A 16,100-nucleotide genomic window follows, 5' to 3' on the forward strand; every position below is an offset into this window, starting at 1 on the left:
ACGCCACGGTGAAAGCCGTCAACGCCAAGGCCGGCGATCCCGTCGCCGCCGACCAGGTGCTGGTGGAGTTCGGATGAGCTTTCTCCGGTGAGGCCTTGGCGGCTTCCGAGGCTTTCGCCTGAGGGTGTGACGCCTGTGCGACTTCCGCATCGGGCCGGCTGCGCCTAGGTTCCGCTCGAAGAGAGTCGCGGAGCCTTGGCGAGCATGAACGGTCGGATCGATTGGGCGGAGCTGTTCCTGTCCTCCACGGGCAGGTTGGCGCGCACGCCGTTCCTGATCGTCTCGGCCGTGCTGATCGGCGTGGCGGTGCTGTACGAGGCCATCGCCGGCGACGTGCTGCGGCTGCTGACCGGCTGGCTGGTCTATTCGGCCCTGCTGTATTCGGGCGCCTGCGTGCTTTCCAAGCGACTGCACGATCGCGGCCGGTCGGGCTGGTGGGCGGCCCTGGTGCTGGCGGCCATGGTCGCCGTCTGGCCGACCCCGCAGCACTTCCTCGACTTCGCCTTCGCCATTGTCCTGGTCTGGGCGATCATCGAGCTGGGCGTCATGGGCGGCGAGCAGGGCGCCAACCGCTACGGCCAGCCGCCCCTGAAAGCGCCCGCGATCTAGATCGGCGCTTCGGCGTCCTCCACCGCGCCGAACACCTTGCGGAAGCTGGCCTTGAGGGCCTCGTCGGCCTCGTCGAGGGTGACGGGCAGGCCAAGGTCCACCAGGCTGGTGACGCCATGCTCTGTCTGGCCGCAGGGCACGATGCCCGAGAAGTGCGACAGGTCGGGCTCCACGTTCAGGCTGATCCCGTGGAAGCTGACCCAGCGGCGCAGCTTGACGCCGATGGCGGCGATCTTGTCCTCGCGCGACCAGCCGGGACCCTTGCGCTCGACCCAGACGCCCACGCGGCCCTCGCGCATCTCGCCGACGACGTTGAAAGCGCCCAGGGCGTCGATGATCCAGGCTTCCAGCGCCGCGACGAAGGCCCGCACGTCGCGCCCGCGCTGGGTGAGGTCGAGCATGACGTAGGCCACGCGCTGGCCGGGGCCGTGATAGGTGAACTGGCCGCCGCGCGCGCTCTCGAAGACGGGGAAGCGCTCGGGCTCCAGCAGGTCGGAGGTCTTGGCCGAAACGCCGGCGGTGTAGAGCGGCGGATGCTCCAGAAGCCAGATCAGTTCGCCCGCCGAGCCGTCGGCGATGGCGGCCGCGCGGGCCTCCATGGCGGCGACAGCTGCCGGGTAGGGCACGTAACCGGTCGAAACTGCCCACCCCGCCGCCAGGCCGTCGGGGCGCGACAAATCGGGAAGGTCTTTATCTTCAAGGTTTAACGGGCGATCAAGCATGCGGCCTTAGTCTTGCATGAGCCGAGGCGCGGGCTTTTCCGCCATCGGCAATTTCAGGTCCAGGGGCCTTAGTTCGTGAGCCAGGTCAACGCCGTCAATGTCGAGATCTCGGTTCTGCTCGGCCGGTCGATCCTGCCGATGCAGCAACTGCTGCGCATGGGCCGCGGCGCGGTGATCCCGCTGGACGCCAAGACCAACGACGAGGTCTGGATCCTGGCCAACAATCACCCGATCGCCCGCGGTGAAATCCAGATCAACGACGATCGCATCGCCATCCAGGTGACCGGCCCGGCCGACGTCTACGATTACATGGCGGGCGGCGCCTAAGGGACGTTGCCGGGGCGCGGCGTCGAAGCCAAGCTGCGCGCCATGGTCACGCTTCGATCCGTACTCGCCTGCGCCGTCGTCTTCGCCGCCGCCTCGGCCCATGCCGCGCCGGACCATGCGGGCCGGTACGACAATCTTCGCTATATCGACGAAGCCGACGACTATGTCGGCGCCCGGCTCACGGTGAAGACCGGGCCGCGGCCGACCGTGGACTTCGAGCTCTGCGAAGGCTGGTGCAACGGATCCCAGGTCTTCCCGGCGAAGATCGAGGGCGATCGGCTCTCGTTCACCTATGTCATCCAGAGCGTCGACCAGAATGGCCGGCCCTCGCCCCACAGCCTGCCGGTCACCGGGCGGTTCGTGAAGGGCGGCCTGATCCTCAAGATCGGCGACGGCGAGCCCGAAAAACTGCGCAAGCTCGCGGCTATCCCCAGATAAACCCGGCGTCGGCGTGGCAATGGCGCGCAAGTCGTAACTCTCCTCTTCCCAAAGCCGATTCAGTTTGCTACCTGCCGCGCCTCACCACGAGCGGTCGTGGCGGAATTGGTAGACGCGCAGCGTTGAGGTCGCTGTGGGGCAACCCGTGGAAGTTCGAGTCTTCTCGACCGCACCAGGTGAACTTGCGTAGAGCGCGGCAGGCATCGGTTTCCGAATCGCCTTCCGCGCTCTAACCATTTTTCGGCCAAGGTTTCCGGGCAACCGCCCGACGAGCTTAGGCTTTCAATCATTCGGATCACGCACGCGCACTTCAGGAGGTCCCCATGACCCGGGAAACAGCCGACCTGAGCGAAGACGCGCGCCACGCCCTCTCCATTCCCGAGCCCGAAGTCGTCGAGGATCTCGAGGACCTGGCGCTCGGCGACGATTACGCCCTCAATCCCGACTATGTGGAGATGGTGGTCGACGCGGCCGATCGCGGCGACACCGCGCGCCTGTCCGAGCTGGTCGGGGCGCTGGACCCCGCCGACGTCGCCGACCTGATGGGCTTCCTGTCGGCCGCCTATCGCGAGGAGGTCATCCCGGTCCTCGATCCCCAGGCCCTGGGCGAGATCATCGCCGAGCTGGAGGACAATATCCGCGAGGAGGTGCTGGAGGCGACCCCGTCGGTCACCCTGGCCCGCGCGCTGGAGGAGCTGGACACCGACGACGCCGCCGACGTCATCGACGATCTGGATGACACCAAGCGCTTCCAGGTGTTGGCGGCCATGGGCGAGACCGACCGGGCGGCCATCGAGACGACGCTGTCCTACGAGGACGAGACCGCCGGCCGCTTGATGCAGCGCGAGTTCCTGGCCGCGCCGCAGTTCTGGACCGTGGGCCACACGATCGAGCACGTGCGCCAGTCGGGCGAGAGCCTGCCGGAGCTGTTCTTCGACGTCTATGTGGTCGATCCGTCGTTCACGCCGGTCGGCGCCCTGCCGATCAGCCTGCTGCTGACCAGCAAGCTGGAGACCCCCCTGGCCGAGATCATGGAGCCGGTGACCGAGATCACCGTCGACATGGACCAGGAGGAGGTGGCCTACATCTTCGACAAGTATCACCTGATCAGCGCCCCGGTCGTGGAGGCCGGCGGGCGGCTGGTGGGCCAGATCACCGTCGACGACATCGTCGGCGTCATCCGCGAAGAGGCGCAGGAGGACATCCTCGCCCTGGCCAACGTGTCGGACGTCGGCCGCGACGCCAGCGTGGTGGAGATCGTGCGCTCGCGCCTGCCTTGGCTGCTGCTGAACCTGCTGACGGCGACGATCTCGGTTTCCGGCATCGCGCTCTTCCAGGAAGAGATCTCCAAGCTGGTGGCCCTGGCCGTGCTGATGCCGATCGTCTCGTCGCTGGGCGGCAACGCCGGCACCCAGACGCTGGCGGTCGCCGTGCGGGCGCTGTCGAGCAAGGAGCTGACGGCGGCCAACGCCTCGCGGATCATCACCCGCGAGCTCCTGGTGGGCGTCATGAACGGCCTGACCCTGGCGATCGTCATGGGGGCGGCGGTCTATGTCTTCTATGACAATCCGAAGCTGTCGCTGACCGTGGCCCTGGCCCTGGTCGCCAACATCTTCACCGCCGCCGTCGGCGGCATCCTCGCGCCGCTGGCGCTGGAGAAGATGGGCCGGGATCCGGCGGTGTCGTCGTCGATCTTCGTGACGTTCCTGACCGACTTCGCGGGCTTCTTCTCGGTGCTGCTGATCGCGGCGCTGCTGTTCAACTGATCCCCGGCCAAATTTCCTTACCTGAACCTTAAGAAACGGCGCCGGTCTTGCGCGGGACCGGGCGAGGGCATCCGCCTGCGTTTCAAATTGGGTCAACTCGCGATGAAGCCGCGTCATCAGGTCTCCCGCGCCGCCGTCGATCTCATCAAGAGGTTCGAAGGCTATCGGCAGAAAGCCGCCCAGCTGCCCGACGGGCGCTGGACGATCGGCTACGGGCATACCCTGACCGCCCGGGGGGGCGCGACCGTCTCGGAACAGGACGCCGAGGCCCTGCTGCTCTACGACCTGATCACCGTGGCCCATGCGGTGAACGAAAACAGCTATGCGCCGCTGAACCAGAACCAGTTCGACGCCCTGACCTGCTTCGCGTTCAACATCGGCACCGAGAACTTCGTCCGTTCGGGCGTGCTGCGCCGGATCAACGAGGGCTCGCTGCTGCAGGCCGCCTGCGCCATGGAGATGTGGCGCAAGGCCGACTTCGAGGGCGAACGGATCGTCATCGACGCCCTGGTGCGCCGCCGCGCCGCCGAGAAGACCCTGTTCCTGACCCCGCCGGACGGCCACTGGGTGCCCGCGCCCAGTCCCGTGCTGCGGCCCAAGGTCGATTACGACGCGACCTGCGCCATTCCCAAGCAGACCCCGGCCGCCGTCTCGACGCGCCTGGAGGGCGACAAGGCCGTGGCCGAGCGCGCCGCGGGCTCGATCGTCACGCCGCTGACTCCGGTCGTCCCGGAAGAGGACGGTCCCAGCGCCACCGAACTGGCCGCCGCCGGCGTCAGCGCCCGCCTGGAGAAGATCCTGGCCGACGAGCCCGCCCGTCCGGTGGTCAAGCCGGTCGAGGACCTGGTCGTGCCCGAGCCGCCGCCGGCGCCCGTCGCGGCCGCCGAGCCGGCCCCGGTGCTGCACGCGCCCGTCGAGGCCGCGCCGACCCTGGAGCCGTTCCGCCTGACGCCGGAAGAGCCGGTCCCGGCCCAGGCGCCGCTGTTCGTGCCCGATCCGCCCGCGCCGCCGCCCGCCGCGCCGGAGCCGACCCTGTTCGAGCAGTCCGCGCCCTCGCGCTCGCCGTTCAATCTGGGCGGCTTCTCGACCAGCGGCGCCGAGGTCGACATCCAGACCCTGGACGTGCCGCTGAACCCGCCCGAGCAGCCGGTGTTCGGCGGCGCCAGCCTGCTGGTCAGCCTGGGCCTGCTGGGCCTGGCCCTGTTCGGCGGCGGGGTGCTGTGGAACCTGTCGGTCGCCTCGGATCCGGGCCTGACCCCGATCCGCATGTTCGGCTGGGGCGCCAGCGTGATCGGCGTGATCTGCTTCGCGGTCTCGGCCTATCTGCTGCTGCGCAAGCTGGGCGGGCCGGACATCGAGGACGACGGCGAGTAGGGCTGCGAGCGAACGCCGTTTCGAAAAGACCGGGTTGAACCCCGGATCAATCTGAAAAAGAGCATGAACGCCCGCCGGTCTCGTTGATCGGCGGGCGTTTGTGCTATGCGTTGCCGTATGACGCTGCAAACCGCACCCTCGATGGACTTCGCCCTGGGCGAGACGGCCGACGCGATTCGCGAGACCACGGCCCGCTTCGCCGCCGACAAGATCGCGCCGCTGGCGGCCCGGATCGACGAGACCAACGCCTTCCCCCGCGAGCTGTGGGTCCCGATGGGCGACCTTGGCCTGCACGGGATCACGGTCGAGGAAGAGTTCGGCGGCCTGGGCCTGGGCTATCTCGATCACGTGGTGGCGATGGAGGAGATCTCCCGCGCCTCGGCCTCGGTGGGCCTGTCGTACGGCGCGCACTCGAACCTCTGCGTCAACCAGATCCGCCGCTGGGCGAGCCCGGAGCAGAAGCAGCGCTATCTGCCGAAACTGATCAGCGGCGAGCATGTGGGCTCCCTGGCGATGAGCGAGGCCGGCGCGGGCTCCGACGTCGTCTCGATGAAGCTGCGCGCCGAACAGGTCGGCGACCGCTACGTGCTGAACGGGACCAAGTTCTGGATCACCAACGCGCCGCACGCCGATACGCTGGTGGTCTACGCCAAGACCGGCGAGGGCAGCCGGGGGATCACCGCCTTCATCGTCGAGAAGGGCATGAAGGGCTTTTCCGTCTCCAAGAAGCTGGACAAGATGGGCATGCGCGGCAGCGACACCGCGGAACTCGTCTTCGAGGACTGCGAGATCCCCGAGGAGAACGTCATGGGCCCGGTGGGCGGCGGCGTCGGAGTGCTGATGAGCGGCCTCGACTACGAGCGCGCCGTGCTCAGCGCCGGCCCCCTGGGCATCATGCAGGCCTGCCTCGACTACGTTCTGCCGTACGTCCGCGAGCGCAAGCAGTTCGGCCAGGCGATCGGCTCGTTCCAGCTGATGCAGGGCAAGGTCGCCGACATGTACGTGGCCCTGAACTCGGCCCGGGCCTACGTCTATGCGGTCGCTCGGGCGTGCGACGCTGGCAAGACCACCCGCTTCGACGCGGCCGGCGCGATCCTGATGGCGTCCGAGAACGCCGTGAAGGTGTCGCTGGAGGCCATCCAGGCGCTGGGCGGGGCCGGCTACACCAAGGAGTGGCCGGTTGAGCGCCTGCTGCGCGACGCCAAGCTCTACGATATCGGCGCGGGCACGAACGAGATCCGCCGGTTCCTGATCGGCCGGGAGCTGGTGGGGGCCTAATTTTACCCCTCTCTCTTTGAGAGAGGGAGGGGCCCGCGCCAAAGGCGTGGGAGGGTGAGAGGTTACAAACCGTCCGGACGAAGCGCGGTCGGATGGTCCCTGTTCGTCTGGGCGCGGGTAGCTCGGTCTTCTCCTTTACAGCCCCTACGCAAGGGTTCGAGGTTCGCCTGCCAGCGGTGAAACCTCTCACCCTCCCACCGCTTCGCGGCGGGCCCCTCCCTCTCTCTATGAGAGAGGGATTATTTAGGCCGGCTCGTAGGTCAGCCGGATCACGTCGTCGTCGATGCGGTCTGTCGCCACGAGGCGCAGGCGGGGGCGGGCGGCGGCGAAGTAGGGCGTGCCGGCGCCCAGCACGACGGGGTGCAGGTAGATCCGGTAGGCGTCGATCAGGCCAAGGTCGGTGAGGCTGCGCGCCAGGTTCGGGCCGCCAACCTCGATCTCGCCGTCGACCCGGGCCTTGAGGTCGGCGATCGCGGTCGCCAGGTCGCCCTGGATCAGCGTTGCGTTGGGGCCGACCGAGGTCAGGGTGCGGGAGGCGACCCATTTGTGCTGGGCGCGCCAGGCCTGGGCGAACTCGCGTTCGGGCGCGCCCCAGTCGGGCTGCTCCTCGTCCCAGTAGGCCATGATCTCGTAGAGGCGGCGGCCGTAGACGCTGCCCGCCTGCTCGCGGGCCTGGTCGATGAAGTGGCGGAAGAGCACGGGGCCGGGCGCGAACCCCGTGTGGTCGACATAGCCGTCGAGCGACTGGTTCATGCCGAAGACGAGCCTGGCCATGCCGCGGATCTCCCTGCCGAGGGCTGCTGACGCACCCAGTCTAGCGCGGCCGCGCAGGCGGGCACCAGTTGGGGCGAGGCGGTGATTTCTCGCGCGGCCAGAACGGCGCGAGCAGGCCTTCGCGACGCGGATCGCCGCCGGTGTTCCAGATCATTTTCTCGATGAACCACGGCAGGATCGAGTGGATCTTGTCCAGCACGCTGTCCGGCATCTGCCTGAGGGTGATCTTGCTCTCTTCGGGTATGCCGTGCTCGACGCGCCAGGCGGCGACCTCCATCCGGATAGCGTGGAGGACGTCATCAATCTCGCGCCGCCGCTCCGCGGGCAGCTGGAAGAACGGGGTGTGGACGAAACTGCTCCGCTCGCGGCGGGGCTGGGCTCTCGACCTGGGCCTGGCCATGGATCTGCTCCTGACATGCGTCGACGGCCGCGGACCGGAACGGCGCGCGGGGCGGGGAGGGGGCGGAGCGCCCGGGCGACGCCCGGAGGTGCTGTTGTGTGTACCGTTTCGACGAAGCCTAGACGCTCCGCGCGGTCGTTTGGCTGCCGGCTTCCCGGGCGGCGGCGCTCTTAACGCCTTACCAGGACCGCCTTCGAGGTTTCCCTGTCGGACGGCGACGAGGAGAGGGGTGCTCTGTAATCCTCGCCCAAGCCGACGGCGGGCGGGCCTGGCCAGCGCCAGGTCCCCGGACGCGACGGATCTTCCCAATCCGCCCCAGTCCCGCTCGATCGCATCCCGAAGCCGCGAAGGTCGCTGGCCGCGCGCCCTCCCCATCGCCTCGAGACCTGGTGATTATGCGCCGGCCTGAGCGGCGTCGGATGGAGGGACGTCGGGCGTAGGGATTTCAAGGGGTTGTGAGCGGGAGAGGCGGGGGTACCGCTCTCTCCATCCGTAAAATCCCCGCGAAAGCGGGGACCCAGGCTTTTTCTGAAACCCCCGGCGCTCGACGATAAAACACCTGGGTCCCCGCTTTCGCGGGGATTTTACGGGGGAGAGAACCTCAAGCCGCCGCGGCGGCCTTGGGCAGGGCGTCCTCTCCCGCCCGCCAGCCGGCGTAGGCGACGACGCAGCCGGCGATGGCGGCGGCCAGGGCGAAGGGCAGGGGCGGCAGGTCGGCGGCGCGGACGAAGAGGGCGCGCCAGGCCGGCAGCGGGCCGGCGAACTGGAAGAGCACGGCGCCGAGCGCGGTCAGCAGGGCGGCGAGCACGAAGGGGCGGCCGTCACGTCCGGCGCGGACGGCGACGACCAGGGCGATGGCGGCGGTGACCGCGTTGGCCAGCTGGAAGCCGACGCCCAGCTTCCAGAAGTCCTGCGGGCCGGCGATGGCCAGGGGCGGCAGGATCGGCGCCAGGCGGCCCAGGATCGGCGGCAGCAGGAAGATGCTGGTGGCCAGCATGTAGCCGGCGTGGGGGCCGATCGTGCGCCTGCGGGCGAGGGCCTGGTGGTAGAACCAGGCGAAGCCGGCGACGGCGACGATGTCGAGCCAGGCCAGGCGCGCGGCGTAGAGGTCGTAGAACGGCGAGACGTTGGCGACCAGGCGGCGGGCCATGCCCAGGAAGATCCCCGAGCCGCCAGCCAGGAACAACGGGAAGAGGGCCAGGCTGCAGAAGCCGAGGGTGCGGTGCGTGGCGCGGTTTCCGCCATGGATCAGGGCGCTCTGGGCGACCAGCAGGGCGAGCCACAGCGTAGCGGTGATCCCGTGGGCGTGAAGGTCGATCGAGGCCGTGGAGACCTGCGACAGGTAGGTCGGCCAGAAGGCCAGCACCGCCAGCGGGAAGATCGCCAGGACGTAGAAGTGCGCGCGCCGATACGGCATCGAAAGCCCCCTTCCGAACCTGCAGGCGAGGCTATTCGGAAACCAGCGTTCTGCCAATCGGGCGTTTATTCCCGAGCGTATGTGGTCGCGGCTTGGCGGTTGTTGGCCGCTAATGCGGACGCTTGAGGCGCAGGTCCATGCCCAGCGTCGGGCCGATGCCGCCGGGATGCTCGCCGAACGGATGGGACGCGTGGCGGCGATGGGCCGCCGCTTCGAGCCGCGAGCGCAGGTCGTCGTCCAGGGGGAGGATGTCTTCGGCATCCTCGTCGTCCTCTGGAATGGACGCCGTCAGGACATGGTCCAGCGCGGCCAGGAAGGCGGTGTCCTCCAGCGTTCCCTCGATCGGAGGATGGTCGAGATAGCCGAGGACGACTTCAAGCGACTCTTCGAAGGCCGGCATGGCGCATCCTTTCGCGTGAGGTTCGCATCGGGTTGGGCGCGTATAGGGCGCCTATTGAAGAGCGTGCGAACACGGCGATGGTTCAGCCGTTTTTCCATAAAATAGATAAAGACAATGGCGGCGTTTCAGAAAATTCTCGTTCGTGTTTTGTAGGTGAATATTTTCAAATGTCTTATATCTAAGGTGAAGCTATATAATATTTGCAGAATAATTTCTGCGCAGCATTGAATATTGTGTGGCGCATAACCATATGGGGCTGTCGGGAAGAGCGTGTCTCATCCCAAGGAACCCCACACAATGCGTATTCAAACTCTGGTCGCCGGCGCCTGCGCCGCGGCCTTGATCCCCACCGTCGCGCTCGCTCAACAGACCTGCGAGCAGCGGCAGAGCAGTCGCGTGGCCGGAACGGTCGCCGGCGCCGGTCTCGGCGCGGTGGCGGGCGCGGCCGTGGCGGGCCGCGACGATCGCGGCAAGGGCGCGGTGATCGGCGGCGTCGCCGGCGCGCTGATCGGCAACCAGATGGCCAAGGGCGGAGCGGACTGCGCCCGGGCCTACGGCTATTACGACAATCAAGGCGCGTGGCACGCCAACGCCGTCGCTCGCGGCCAGGCCGCCGGCTATTTCGACCGCAGCGGCGAATGGGTCGCGGGCGCCCCGCGCGGCTATTACGCCGAGAACGGGCGATGGGTGCAGGCGAGCGCCGACGCCGAGGCCGCGGGCTACTACGCCGACGGCCTGTGGGCGCCCGCCTCGGCCCAAGGCTATTACGGCCGGGGCGGCCAGTGGGTCGATGCGACGGCCTCGGGCTATTACGACCGCTCCGGGCGTTGGATTTCAGGCCCCGCGACGGGCCGCTACGACGCCGATGGGCGCTGGATGGCCGGTCAGGCGAGCGGACGGCGTGACGCCAGCGGCGCCTGGATCGCCGATCCTCAACCCGGCTACTACGACAGGGGGCGCTGGGTGCGCGGCGAGACGGTCGGCTACTACGACGCTCGCGGCGCCTGGATCTCGACGGACGGGCGCGCCCGGCGCGTCGACTATCCCGCCGGCCAATATCCCAGCGGCCGGTATTCCATGGATGGACGCCCGCTGAGCATCGATGACCGCCAGGCCCAACTGGCCGAACGCATCAACCGCGGCGCCTATAGCGGCCGTCTGAGCCGGGGCGAGGCGCGCCAGGCGACGCGGACCCTGGCCGCGATCGAGCGACAGGAACAGTCGCTGCGCACCCGCCAGGGCGCGTTGGGTCCCAAGGGCCGGGCGATCATCACCGCGCGGCTGGATCGGCTTAGCGACAGCATCAGCGGCGACGTTCGCGACGACCGCTAGGCCTTCGGGTCGTCAGGCCGGGCGTCCCGCCAAGACGGCGCGGGCGCCCGGCCGCATCAAGAAAGGCCCTTCATGACCTTCCTGTTCATCACCGCCGCCGCCTGCGTGGCGACGGCGTTCGCCTTGCTGCTGGCCTTCCGTCTGTTCGCCGGGCCGCGCCCCGTCGCCGTTCGCATCCGGACCAAAAAATAGGGCCGCCCCGGTTTCCCGGAGCGGCCCGTCACGCCGAAACGTGAGTTCGCCTATTTTAATGTTGGCGCGTGGCAGGCGCCGAAACCGCTTACACTTTCGGCTGCCACGCTTCTCAGTACTTGTACGAGGCGCCGACGAAGAAGCGGCGGCCCGAGTAGTTGCTGTTGATCAGGCGGGTGTCGCCGGCCCAGCTGGATTCGTCTTCCTTGGTCAGGTTCTTGCCCTCGACGAAGAGCGACAGGCCCTGCGGGCCCGGACGCCAGGTGAACTTGCCGTCGAGATAGCCCGTGGCGTCCTTGAACACCGGCTGGCCGAGGGTGTCGGAGGCGGTGAGCAGGTAGCCCGAGCGGTAGTTGTAGGCGAGGCGGGCGCTGATCGGGCCCTTCTCGTACCACAGGGTGGCGTTGTAGCTGCTCTTCGACAGGCCAGGATAGGGCAGGGCCGAGCCGTCGACGCCGCTGAAGACGCCCACGTCGGAGGCCTTCTGGTAGGTGTAGTTGACGTCGGCGCCGAGGCCCGACAGCAGGCCCGGCAGCCAGGTGAAGGCGGTCTTGGCCGTCAGTTCGACGCCCGAGATCTTGGCGCCGTCGCCGTTCACGTAGGTGTTGTAGAAGTACAGGGTGCCGTCGCCGAACACGTCCTGCTGGCCCAGGTTCGAGCGCGAGGACAGGTAGAACGAACGGATGTCCTTGTAGAAGAAGCCGGCCGACAGCTGGGTGTCGCTGTCGGGGTACCATTCGAACGACAGGTCGTACTGGTTGGCGCGATAGGGCTTCAGCGCCGGGTTGCCGGCGTCGCAGCTGTCGGGACCGTCGTCGGAGGTGCCGTCGTTGGTGTAGTTGATGGTGCAGGTCATGCTGGGCATCAGGTAGTTGACCAGCGGGCGGGCCATCAGTTGGGCGAAGCCGAAGCGCGCGCTCAGACGGTTGTCGATCAGCCAGCCCTGGATGTTGAAGCTGGGCAGATAGACCGTGTAGTCCTTGGTCATCGACGTCAGGGTGTTGGCCACCACGGCGGTCGAGGCCACGCCGTTGACCAGGCGGGTCTCGCGACGGGTGTACTGGCCGGCGGCCGTCGTCTGGGTGTGGACGCGGCGGACGCCGAAGTTGCCGATGATGTCGCGGCCCAGCAGCGGGAAGCCGTAGTCCAGACGGATGTACTGGGCGTCGCTCTTCTCGGTGACGGCGTACGGGATCTGGTTGTACGTCTTACCGTCGTTGCCGGTGGTCGTGTACAGGTTGTCCAGGTTGAAGTGCGACGTATCCAGGTACTGGGAGATCGCCTTGAACGACGGATACTTCCAGCTGTTCGGCAGGCCCGAGCCCCCGTAGTAGAAGTTGTCCGGCAGGTCGACCATGGCCTGGGCGAACAGGGCGTTCGAGAAGGCGCGCGACCAGGTCTCGGTCGAGTTCCAGTAGGTGGTCTGGTAGGCGTTGCCCAGGATCGCGGCGGTCTGGTCTGCGGCCTGGCCGTTGACCACGGTGGCGGTCGAGTTGACCGAGTTGGCGTAGATCACCGTGTCGTCGAGCGCGCTGGCCAGGTTGGCGCCGCCGCTGACGATGAAGCCGCCGTAGCCGTAGCCGCCCGTCTCGGCGTTCGAATAGCGGCCGCCGAACTTGACGCTCTTCAGGAACGGCAGGTCGGCGCGGTATTCGAAGTCGATCTTGTACTGGTCCTCGGAATTCTTGGAGTCCGACGGACGGTACTGGATCTGCCACTGGTTGACGGCGGCGGCGTCGGCCGGGCTGAAGCCCTGGGCGAAGGTGAACACCGGAACCGAGTCGTTGTTCGGATCGACGGTGACCTTCAGGCCCGGGGTGTTGAACGACACCGAGGCGTTGTTGGTCAGGTTGAGGGTCTTGGTCTTGCCGCGGGCGCCGACGAAATCGATCTTCCAGCGGTCGTTCTGGAAGTTGGCGCCGAAGGTGATGTAGTCGGAATCGTTGGTCTGCTTGAAGTCGCGCGACGAGATGCTGAAGGCGTTGTTGCCGCCGCGGTTGGCCGTCGTGAGGCAGTCGCCGACGATGTATTCGGTGACGTTGTGGTTGGCGTCGACCTTCACGCCCGGGACGTTCTGGGCCGTGGCCGCGGTGACGCGGGCGCAGCTGTTGGCCGAACGGTTCAGCGGGTCGAGGTTGGTCAGGCCCGTGCCGTAGTTGATGTCGTTGAGAACCTGTTCGCGCTTGTTCTTCTGGTAGGTGACGAAGGCGCTCAGGTTGTCGGTGAACTTGTACTGGGCCGTGAACTCGGCCGAGGTGCGGGTGTCGTCGCGGGTCCAGACGCGGTAGCGCGGCACGCGCGGGCTGTAGTCGTACCACTGGCTTTCGCAGGCGGTGCGGGTCTGGGCGGTGGTCAGCAGCGAGGCGTCGGGCGTGACGGCGGTGGCGCAGCCGGCCTCGGTCTGGATGCCGGCGATGTAGTCGCTGACGGCCCGGCCATAGGTCTGGCTGTAGTAGTCGAGGGTCTTTTCGGCCGAGTTGTCGAAGTCGCCGAGCAGGGCCCAGGCGTTGTTGTCGACGAAGTCGCCGCGGGTCAGGACGCGGTCGTAGTTGACGTTGCCCATCAGGCCCAGGCGGCCGTCGAACAGCTGGGTGGCGCCGAACACGCTGGTGCGCGGCTTCCAGCCGGGCAGGGTGTCGAGGTTCTGCGCCGAGGCGGTGAACGACAGGGTCGGCTTCTTGAAGTCCAGCGGCTTGCGGGTGGTCACCGAGACCGTGCCGCCGACGCCGCCTTCGGTCATGTCGGCGGTGAAGCCTTTGAAGACGTCGATCGACTTGACCATTTCCGACGGCAGTTCGCGGAAGTCGTTCGAGCGGCCGCCGCCGCCGTAGACCGACAGGTTGCTGGCGGTCGACAGGGCGCTGACGCCGTTGATCTCGACGCGGTTGAGGTCGGGCTCGACGCCGCGGATGGAGACGGCGTTGCCTTCACCGAAGTCGCGGGCCAGCTGCACGCCGGTGACGCGGCCGAGGGCCTCGCCGACGTTCTTGTCGGGGAAGGCGCCGATGTCTTCGGCGACGATCGAGTCGGAGACGGTGCCCGCGCGCTTCTTGCGGCTCATGGCCGACTGCAGGCTGGCGCGGGTGCCGACGACGACGATCTCCTCGACGGCGTTCTCGACGTTGGAGTCGGCTGCGGCCTGGGCGGGCGCCGGCGCGGGGGCCGTCTGGGCGAAGGCGGCGCCGCCGCCGATCATCAGCAGGATGGCGGTCATCCCCGTGGTGCGCATCAGCCCGGCTTCGCGCCGGATCTTGCTGTCGACCTTCATAGTATTCCTCCAAGTGCGAGGGCGTTTCCGCCCTGTCTTTCGGGCCGTGCGGCGCCATGCGGCGCGGCCGGCCGATTTGCTGAGATGGAGGCCAGGGCGATGGGCGCGTCCGACGATGACCGGCAGTCGAATCGGAGGCGTCCGGGCCTTGGCCGCGGCGATGGGAGGGGAACGAGAGGCGGCGCCCGGCGGCATGCGCGGGCGGACGTCCTGGCGGCGAGCACGGGGTGGGGCCTGCCTGGCGACGACGGACGCCGATGGCGGTCCCGTGTCGCTTGTCTTTCTCGATCCGGTGCGAGCCTGGCGTGAGCGTACACGCGGCGTCGCTTCTATGAGGCGGTCTGTCGCTCGTCGCGGACCTTTGGTCTCTGCTACGGGCGCGATCCATCCATTTCCAAGCTGACGCAAAGAGTCAACGTCGCGGAGATAATTTCCCACCGAGTCGGGGGCTGGCCGTAATTATGTGACAATTAAAGCACTGTGTTCCCACATGGTGGAATGCTCTCGCAACAATCGGGATTAGTGCTTGATTTTGGCGCTAATCCTGCTCATCGTGTCGACATTCGGCGCGTCCGCGCGCCCGGCCGACGACAAGATCGGATCGAGAGGAGACGACAGAAGATGGCAATCCGCCCGCTTGGTCCCTTCGCTCGTTCCGCCCTCGCCGCCGGCTGTACGGGGTAGGCAGCAGGGAGGGACAAGTTTTCCACCGGTCCGTTTCGACGGCGTCTTCCAGGGTCAGTTCACGGCCCGACGCCACCCGCGACGACACCGGTGTCTTTGAGCGGTCTTTTGTTACCAGCGATAAATGACGGCGTTCTCGGCTTTGTGTTTTTGTGCCGTAACCGACGCTGTCGCGTGGGCGGGTTTCGCAAGGGGTTGCGAGCGCGCCCGACTTCCTCGTCCGCGTCCCGCAGGGAGGCGGACGATCCATTCAATGGGGGGGCTCGCCTGGGCGTCAAAGCGCCTGGCGAGTCTCGACTTTCGCCCGCGATGCGGGCCGTGACGCCCGTGTCGGGCTGTCAGATTTCCTTCAAAGCCTGAAGCCTGAAACGAAAGAAGCCCCGGACGTGGGTCCGAGGCTTCCGATCCGCTCGTCGGCCTGTGCTGATGCACGACCGAAAGACGGCATTTGTCCGCTAAAGCGCTGGGGTCAGTTCAGACCTTCGATCTTCACGGAGCTTTCCAGCGCATTCGCTTTCGACAAATGAGACACTGGGTCACCTCCTTTCGGCTGCGCGTCACACCCTGACGCAAGACTAAGTTTGGGTGCGCGCGGGCGGTTGGCAAGAGGCGCGGTGTCGCAGGCGCGTGCTATGCGGGGGCATGAGCGAAAACCGACCCGCCCCGCGAAAACCCGTCCTGCACGGCTGCCTGGGGGTCTTCCTCGGCCTGGTCCTGGCCGTCACGGCCGCCGGCGCCTGGATGACGGGCTATCTGCCGGTGCGGCTGTTCAGCCAGGCGCGCTGGAAGGATCCGGCGCGGATGGATCAGCGCGTCACCATGGTCAGCGCGCTGCTGCTGACCCACAGGCTGGAGGGGCGGACGCGGGGAGAGGTCGTGGACCTGCTGGGCGAGCCGACCAAGACCGACTACTTCGCCGACCAGGACCTGGTCTACTGGCTGGGCGACGAGCGGGGGCTGTTCGGCATCGATTCCGAATGGCTGGTGCTGAGGCTCGGCCCGGACGGCCGGGTCGTCGAGCGCAGGGTCGTCACCGACTAGGCTTCTTCGTCGACAAGGGGGGGAGCAACCCCGGACCGCGCAAAGGGGGGACAATGCACGATCCGGGGCCGCACCTCC

The 16,100-nt window shown here is 67.6% G+C and carries 14 protein-coding genes and 1 tRNA gene; 9 read left to right on the plus strand and 6 right to left on the minus strand.

The window, feature by feature from the left end; translation table 11 throughout:
- Positions 1-204: 204 nt before the first annotated feature.
- Entirely contained in the window at positions 205-609 is a 405-nt protein-coding gene (locus tag AC1RRS_RS21275; protein ID WP_110121014.1) for a DUF805 domain-containing protein, read from the plus strand.
- Here AC1RRS_RS21275 and lipB read toward each other — a convergent pair.
- Positions 606-1,331, minus strand: coding sequence for a lipoyl(octanoyl) transferase LipB (gene lipB, locus AC1RRS_RS21280; RefSeq protein WP_492856906.1), 726 nt, complete (start codon positions 1,329-1,331; stop codon positions 606-608). The two genes, AC1RRS_RS21275 and lipB, sit on opposite strands and share 4 nt — an antisense overlap.
- 75 nt (positions 1,332-1,406) lie before the next feature.
- On the opposite strand from lipB, the gene AC1RRS_RS21285 reads away from it, so the two are divergent.
- The 6 genes from AC1RRS_RS21285 to AC1RRS_RS21310 all read left to right on the plus strand — a co-directional run bounded on the left by AC1RRS_RS21285 (position 1,407) and on the right by AC1RRS_RS21310 (position 6,514).
- Complete coding sequence (locus AC1RRS_RS21285; RefSeq protein WP_058349571.1) at positions 1,407-1,658, plus strand: FliM/FliN family flagellar motor switch protein; 252 nt, start codon at positions 1,407-1,409, stop codon at positions 1,656-1,658.
- Positions 1,659-1,664: 6 nt separating this feature from the next.
- Complete coding sequence (locus AC1RRS_RS21290; protein WP_492856907.1) at positions 1,665-2,096, plus strand: hypothetical protein; 432 nt, start codon at positions 1,665-1,667, stop codon at positions 2,094-2,096.
- 90 nt (positions 2,097-2,186) lie between these two features.
- A tRNA-Leu gene (locus AC1RRS_RS21295) sits at positions 2,187-2,271 on the plus strand.
- Positions 2,272-2,419: 148 nt separating this feature from the next.
- Complete coding sequence (gene mgtE, locus AC1RRS_RS21300) at positions 2,420-3,862, plus strand: magnesium transporter (RefSeq protein WP_110121017.1); 1,443 nt, start codon at positions 2,420-2,422, stop codon at positions 3,860-3,862.
- 102 nt (positions 3,863-3,964) lie between these two features.
- The gene (gene spmX / locus AC1RRS_RS21305; RefSeq protein WP_492856908.1) at positions 3,965-5,236 is read left to right on the plus strand and encodes a lysozyme-family localization factor SpmX; all 1,272 of its coding nucleotides are present in this window, start codon (positions 3,965-3,967) and stop codon (positions 5,234-5,236) included.
- A gap of 117 nt (positions 5,237-5,353) precedes the next feature.
- Positions 5,354-6,514 carry an isovaleryl-CoA dehydrogenase gene (locus tag AC1RRS_RS21310; protein WP_492856909.1) on the plus strand — a complete coding sequence of 387 codons (1,161 nt, stop codon included), beginning with the start codon at positions 5,354-5,356 and terminating at the stop codon, positions 6,512-6,514.
- A gap of 243 nt (positions 6,515-6,757) precedes the next feature.
- On the opposite strand, the gene AC1RRS_RS21315 is transcribed toward AC1RRS_RS21310, so the two are convergent.
- From AC1RRS_RS21315 to AC1RRS_RS21330, 4 genes are all read right to left on the minus strand, one after another.
- Positions 6,758-7,288: a dihydrofolate reductase family protein gene (locus AC1RRS_RS21315; RefSeq protein ID WP_492856910.1), complete on the minus strand. Its 531-nt coding sequence runs from the start codon at positions 7,286-7,288 to the stop codon at positions 6,758-6,760.
- Positions 7,289-7,328: 40 nt separating this feature from the next.
- Positions 7,329-7,688, minus strand: a complete 360-nt coding sequence (locus tag AC1RRS_RS21320) for a hypothetical protein (protein ID WP_492856911.1) — start codon at positions 7,686-7,688, stop codon at positions 7,329-7,331.
- Positions 7,689-8,289: 601 nt separating this feature from the next.
- Positions 8,290-9,105 carry a hypothetical protein gene (locus tag AC1RRS_RS21325; protein ID WP_492856912.1) on the minus strand — a complete coding sequence of 272 codons (816 nt, stop codon included), beginning with the start codon at positions 9,103-9,105 and terminating at the stop codon, positions 8,290-8,292.
- A 109-nt stretch (positions 9,106-9,214) separates the two neighbouring features.
- Positions 9,215-9,505 (minus strand): hypothetical protein, encoded by a 291-nt coding sequence (locus AC1RRS_RS21330; protein WP_492856913.1) that lies wholly within the window; start codon positions 9,503-9,505, stop codon positions 9,215-9,217.
- A 297-nt stretch (positions 9,506-9,802) separates the two neighbouring features.
- Between AC1RRS_RS21330 and AC1RRS_RS21335 the strand changes: the two genes are divergently transcribed.
- Positions 9,803-10,837, plus strand: a complete 1,035-nt coding sequence (locus tag AC1RRS_RS21335) for a glycine zipper 2TM domain-containing protein (protein ID WP_492856914.1) — start codon at positions 9,803-9,805, stop codon at positions 10,835-10,837.
- A gap of 304 nt (positions 10,838-11,141) precedes the next feature.
- Here the strand turns inward: AC1RRS_RS21335 and AC1RRS_RS21340 are convergent, their stop codons facing one another.
- Complete coding sequence (locus tag AC1RRS_RS21340) at positions 11,142-14,297, minus strand: TonB-dependent receptor (RefSeq protein ID WP_492856915.1); 3,156 nt, start codon at positions 14,295-14,297, stop codon at positions 11,142-11,144.
- Between the two features lie 1,326 nt (positions 14,298-15,623).
- On the opposite strand from AC1RRS_RS21340, the gene AC1RRS_RS21345 reads away from it, so the two are divergent.
- Positions 15,624-16,022: a hypothetical protein gene (locus AC1RRS_RS21345; protein ID WP_492856916.1), complete on the plus strand. Its 399-nt coding sequence runs from the start codon at positions 15,624-15,626 to the stop codon at positions 16,020-16,022.
- Positions 16,023-16,100 lie beyond the last annotated feature (78 nt).

The organism is Caulobacter sp. GW821-FHT12A07 (assembly GCF_058807655.1).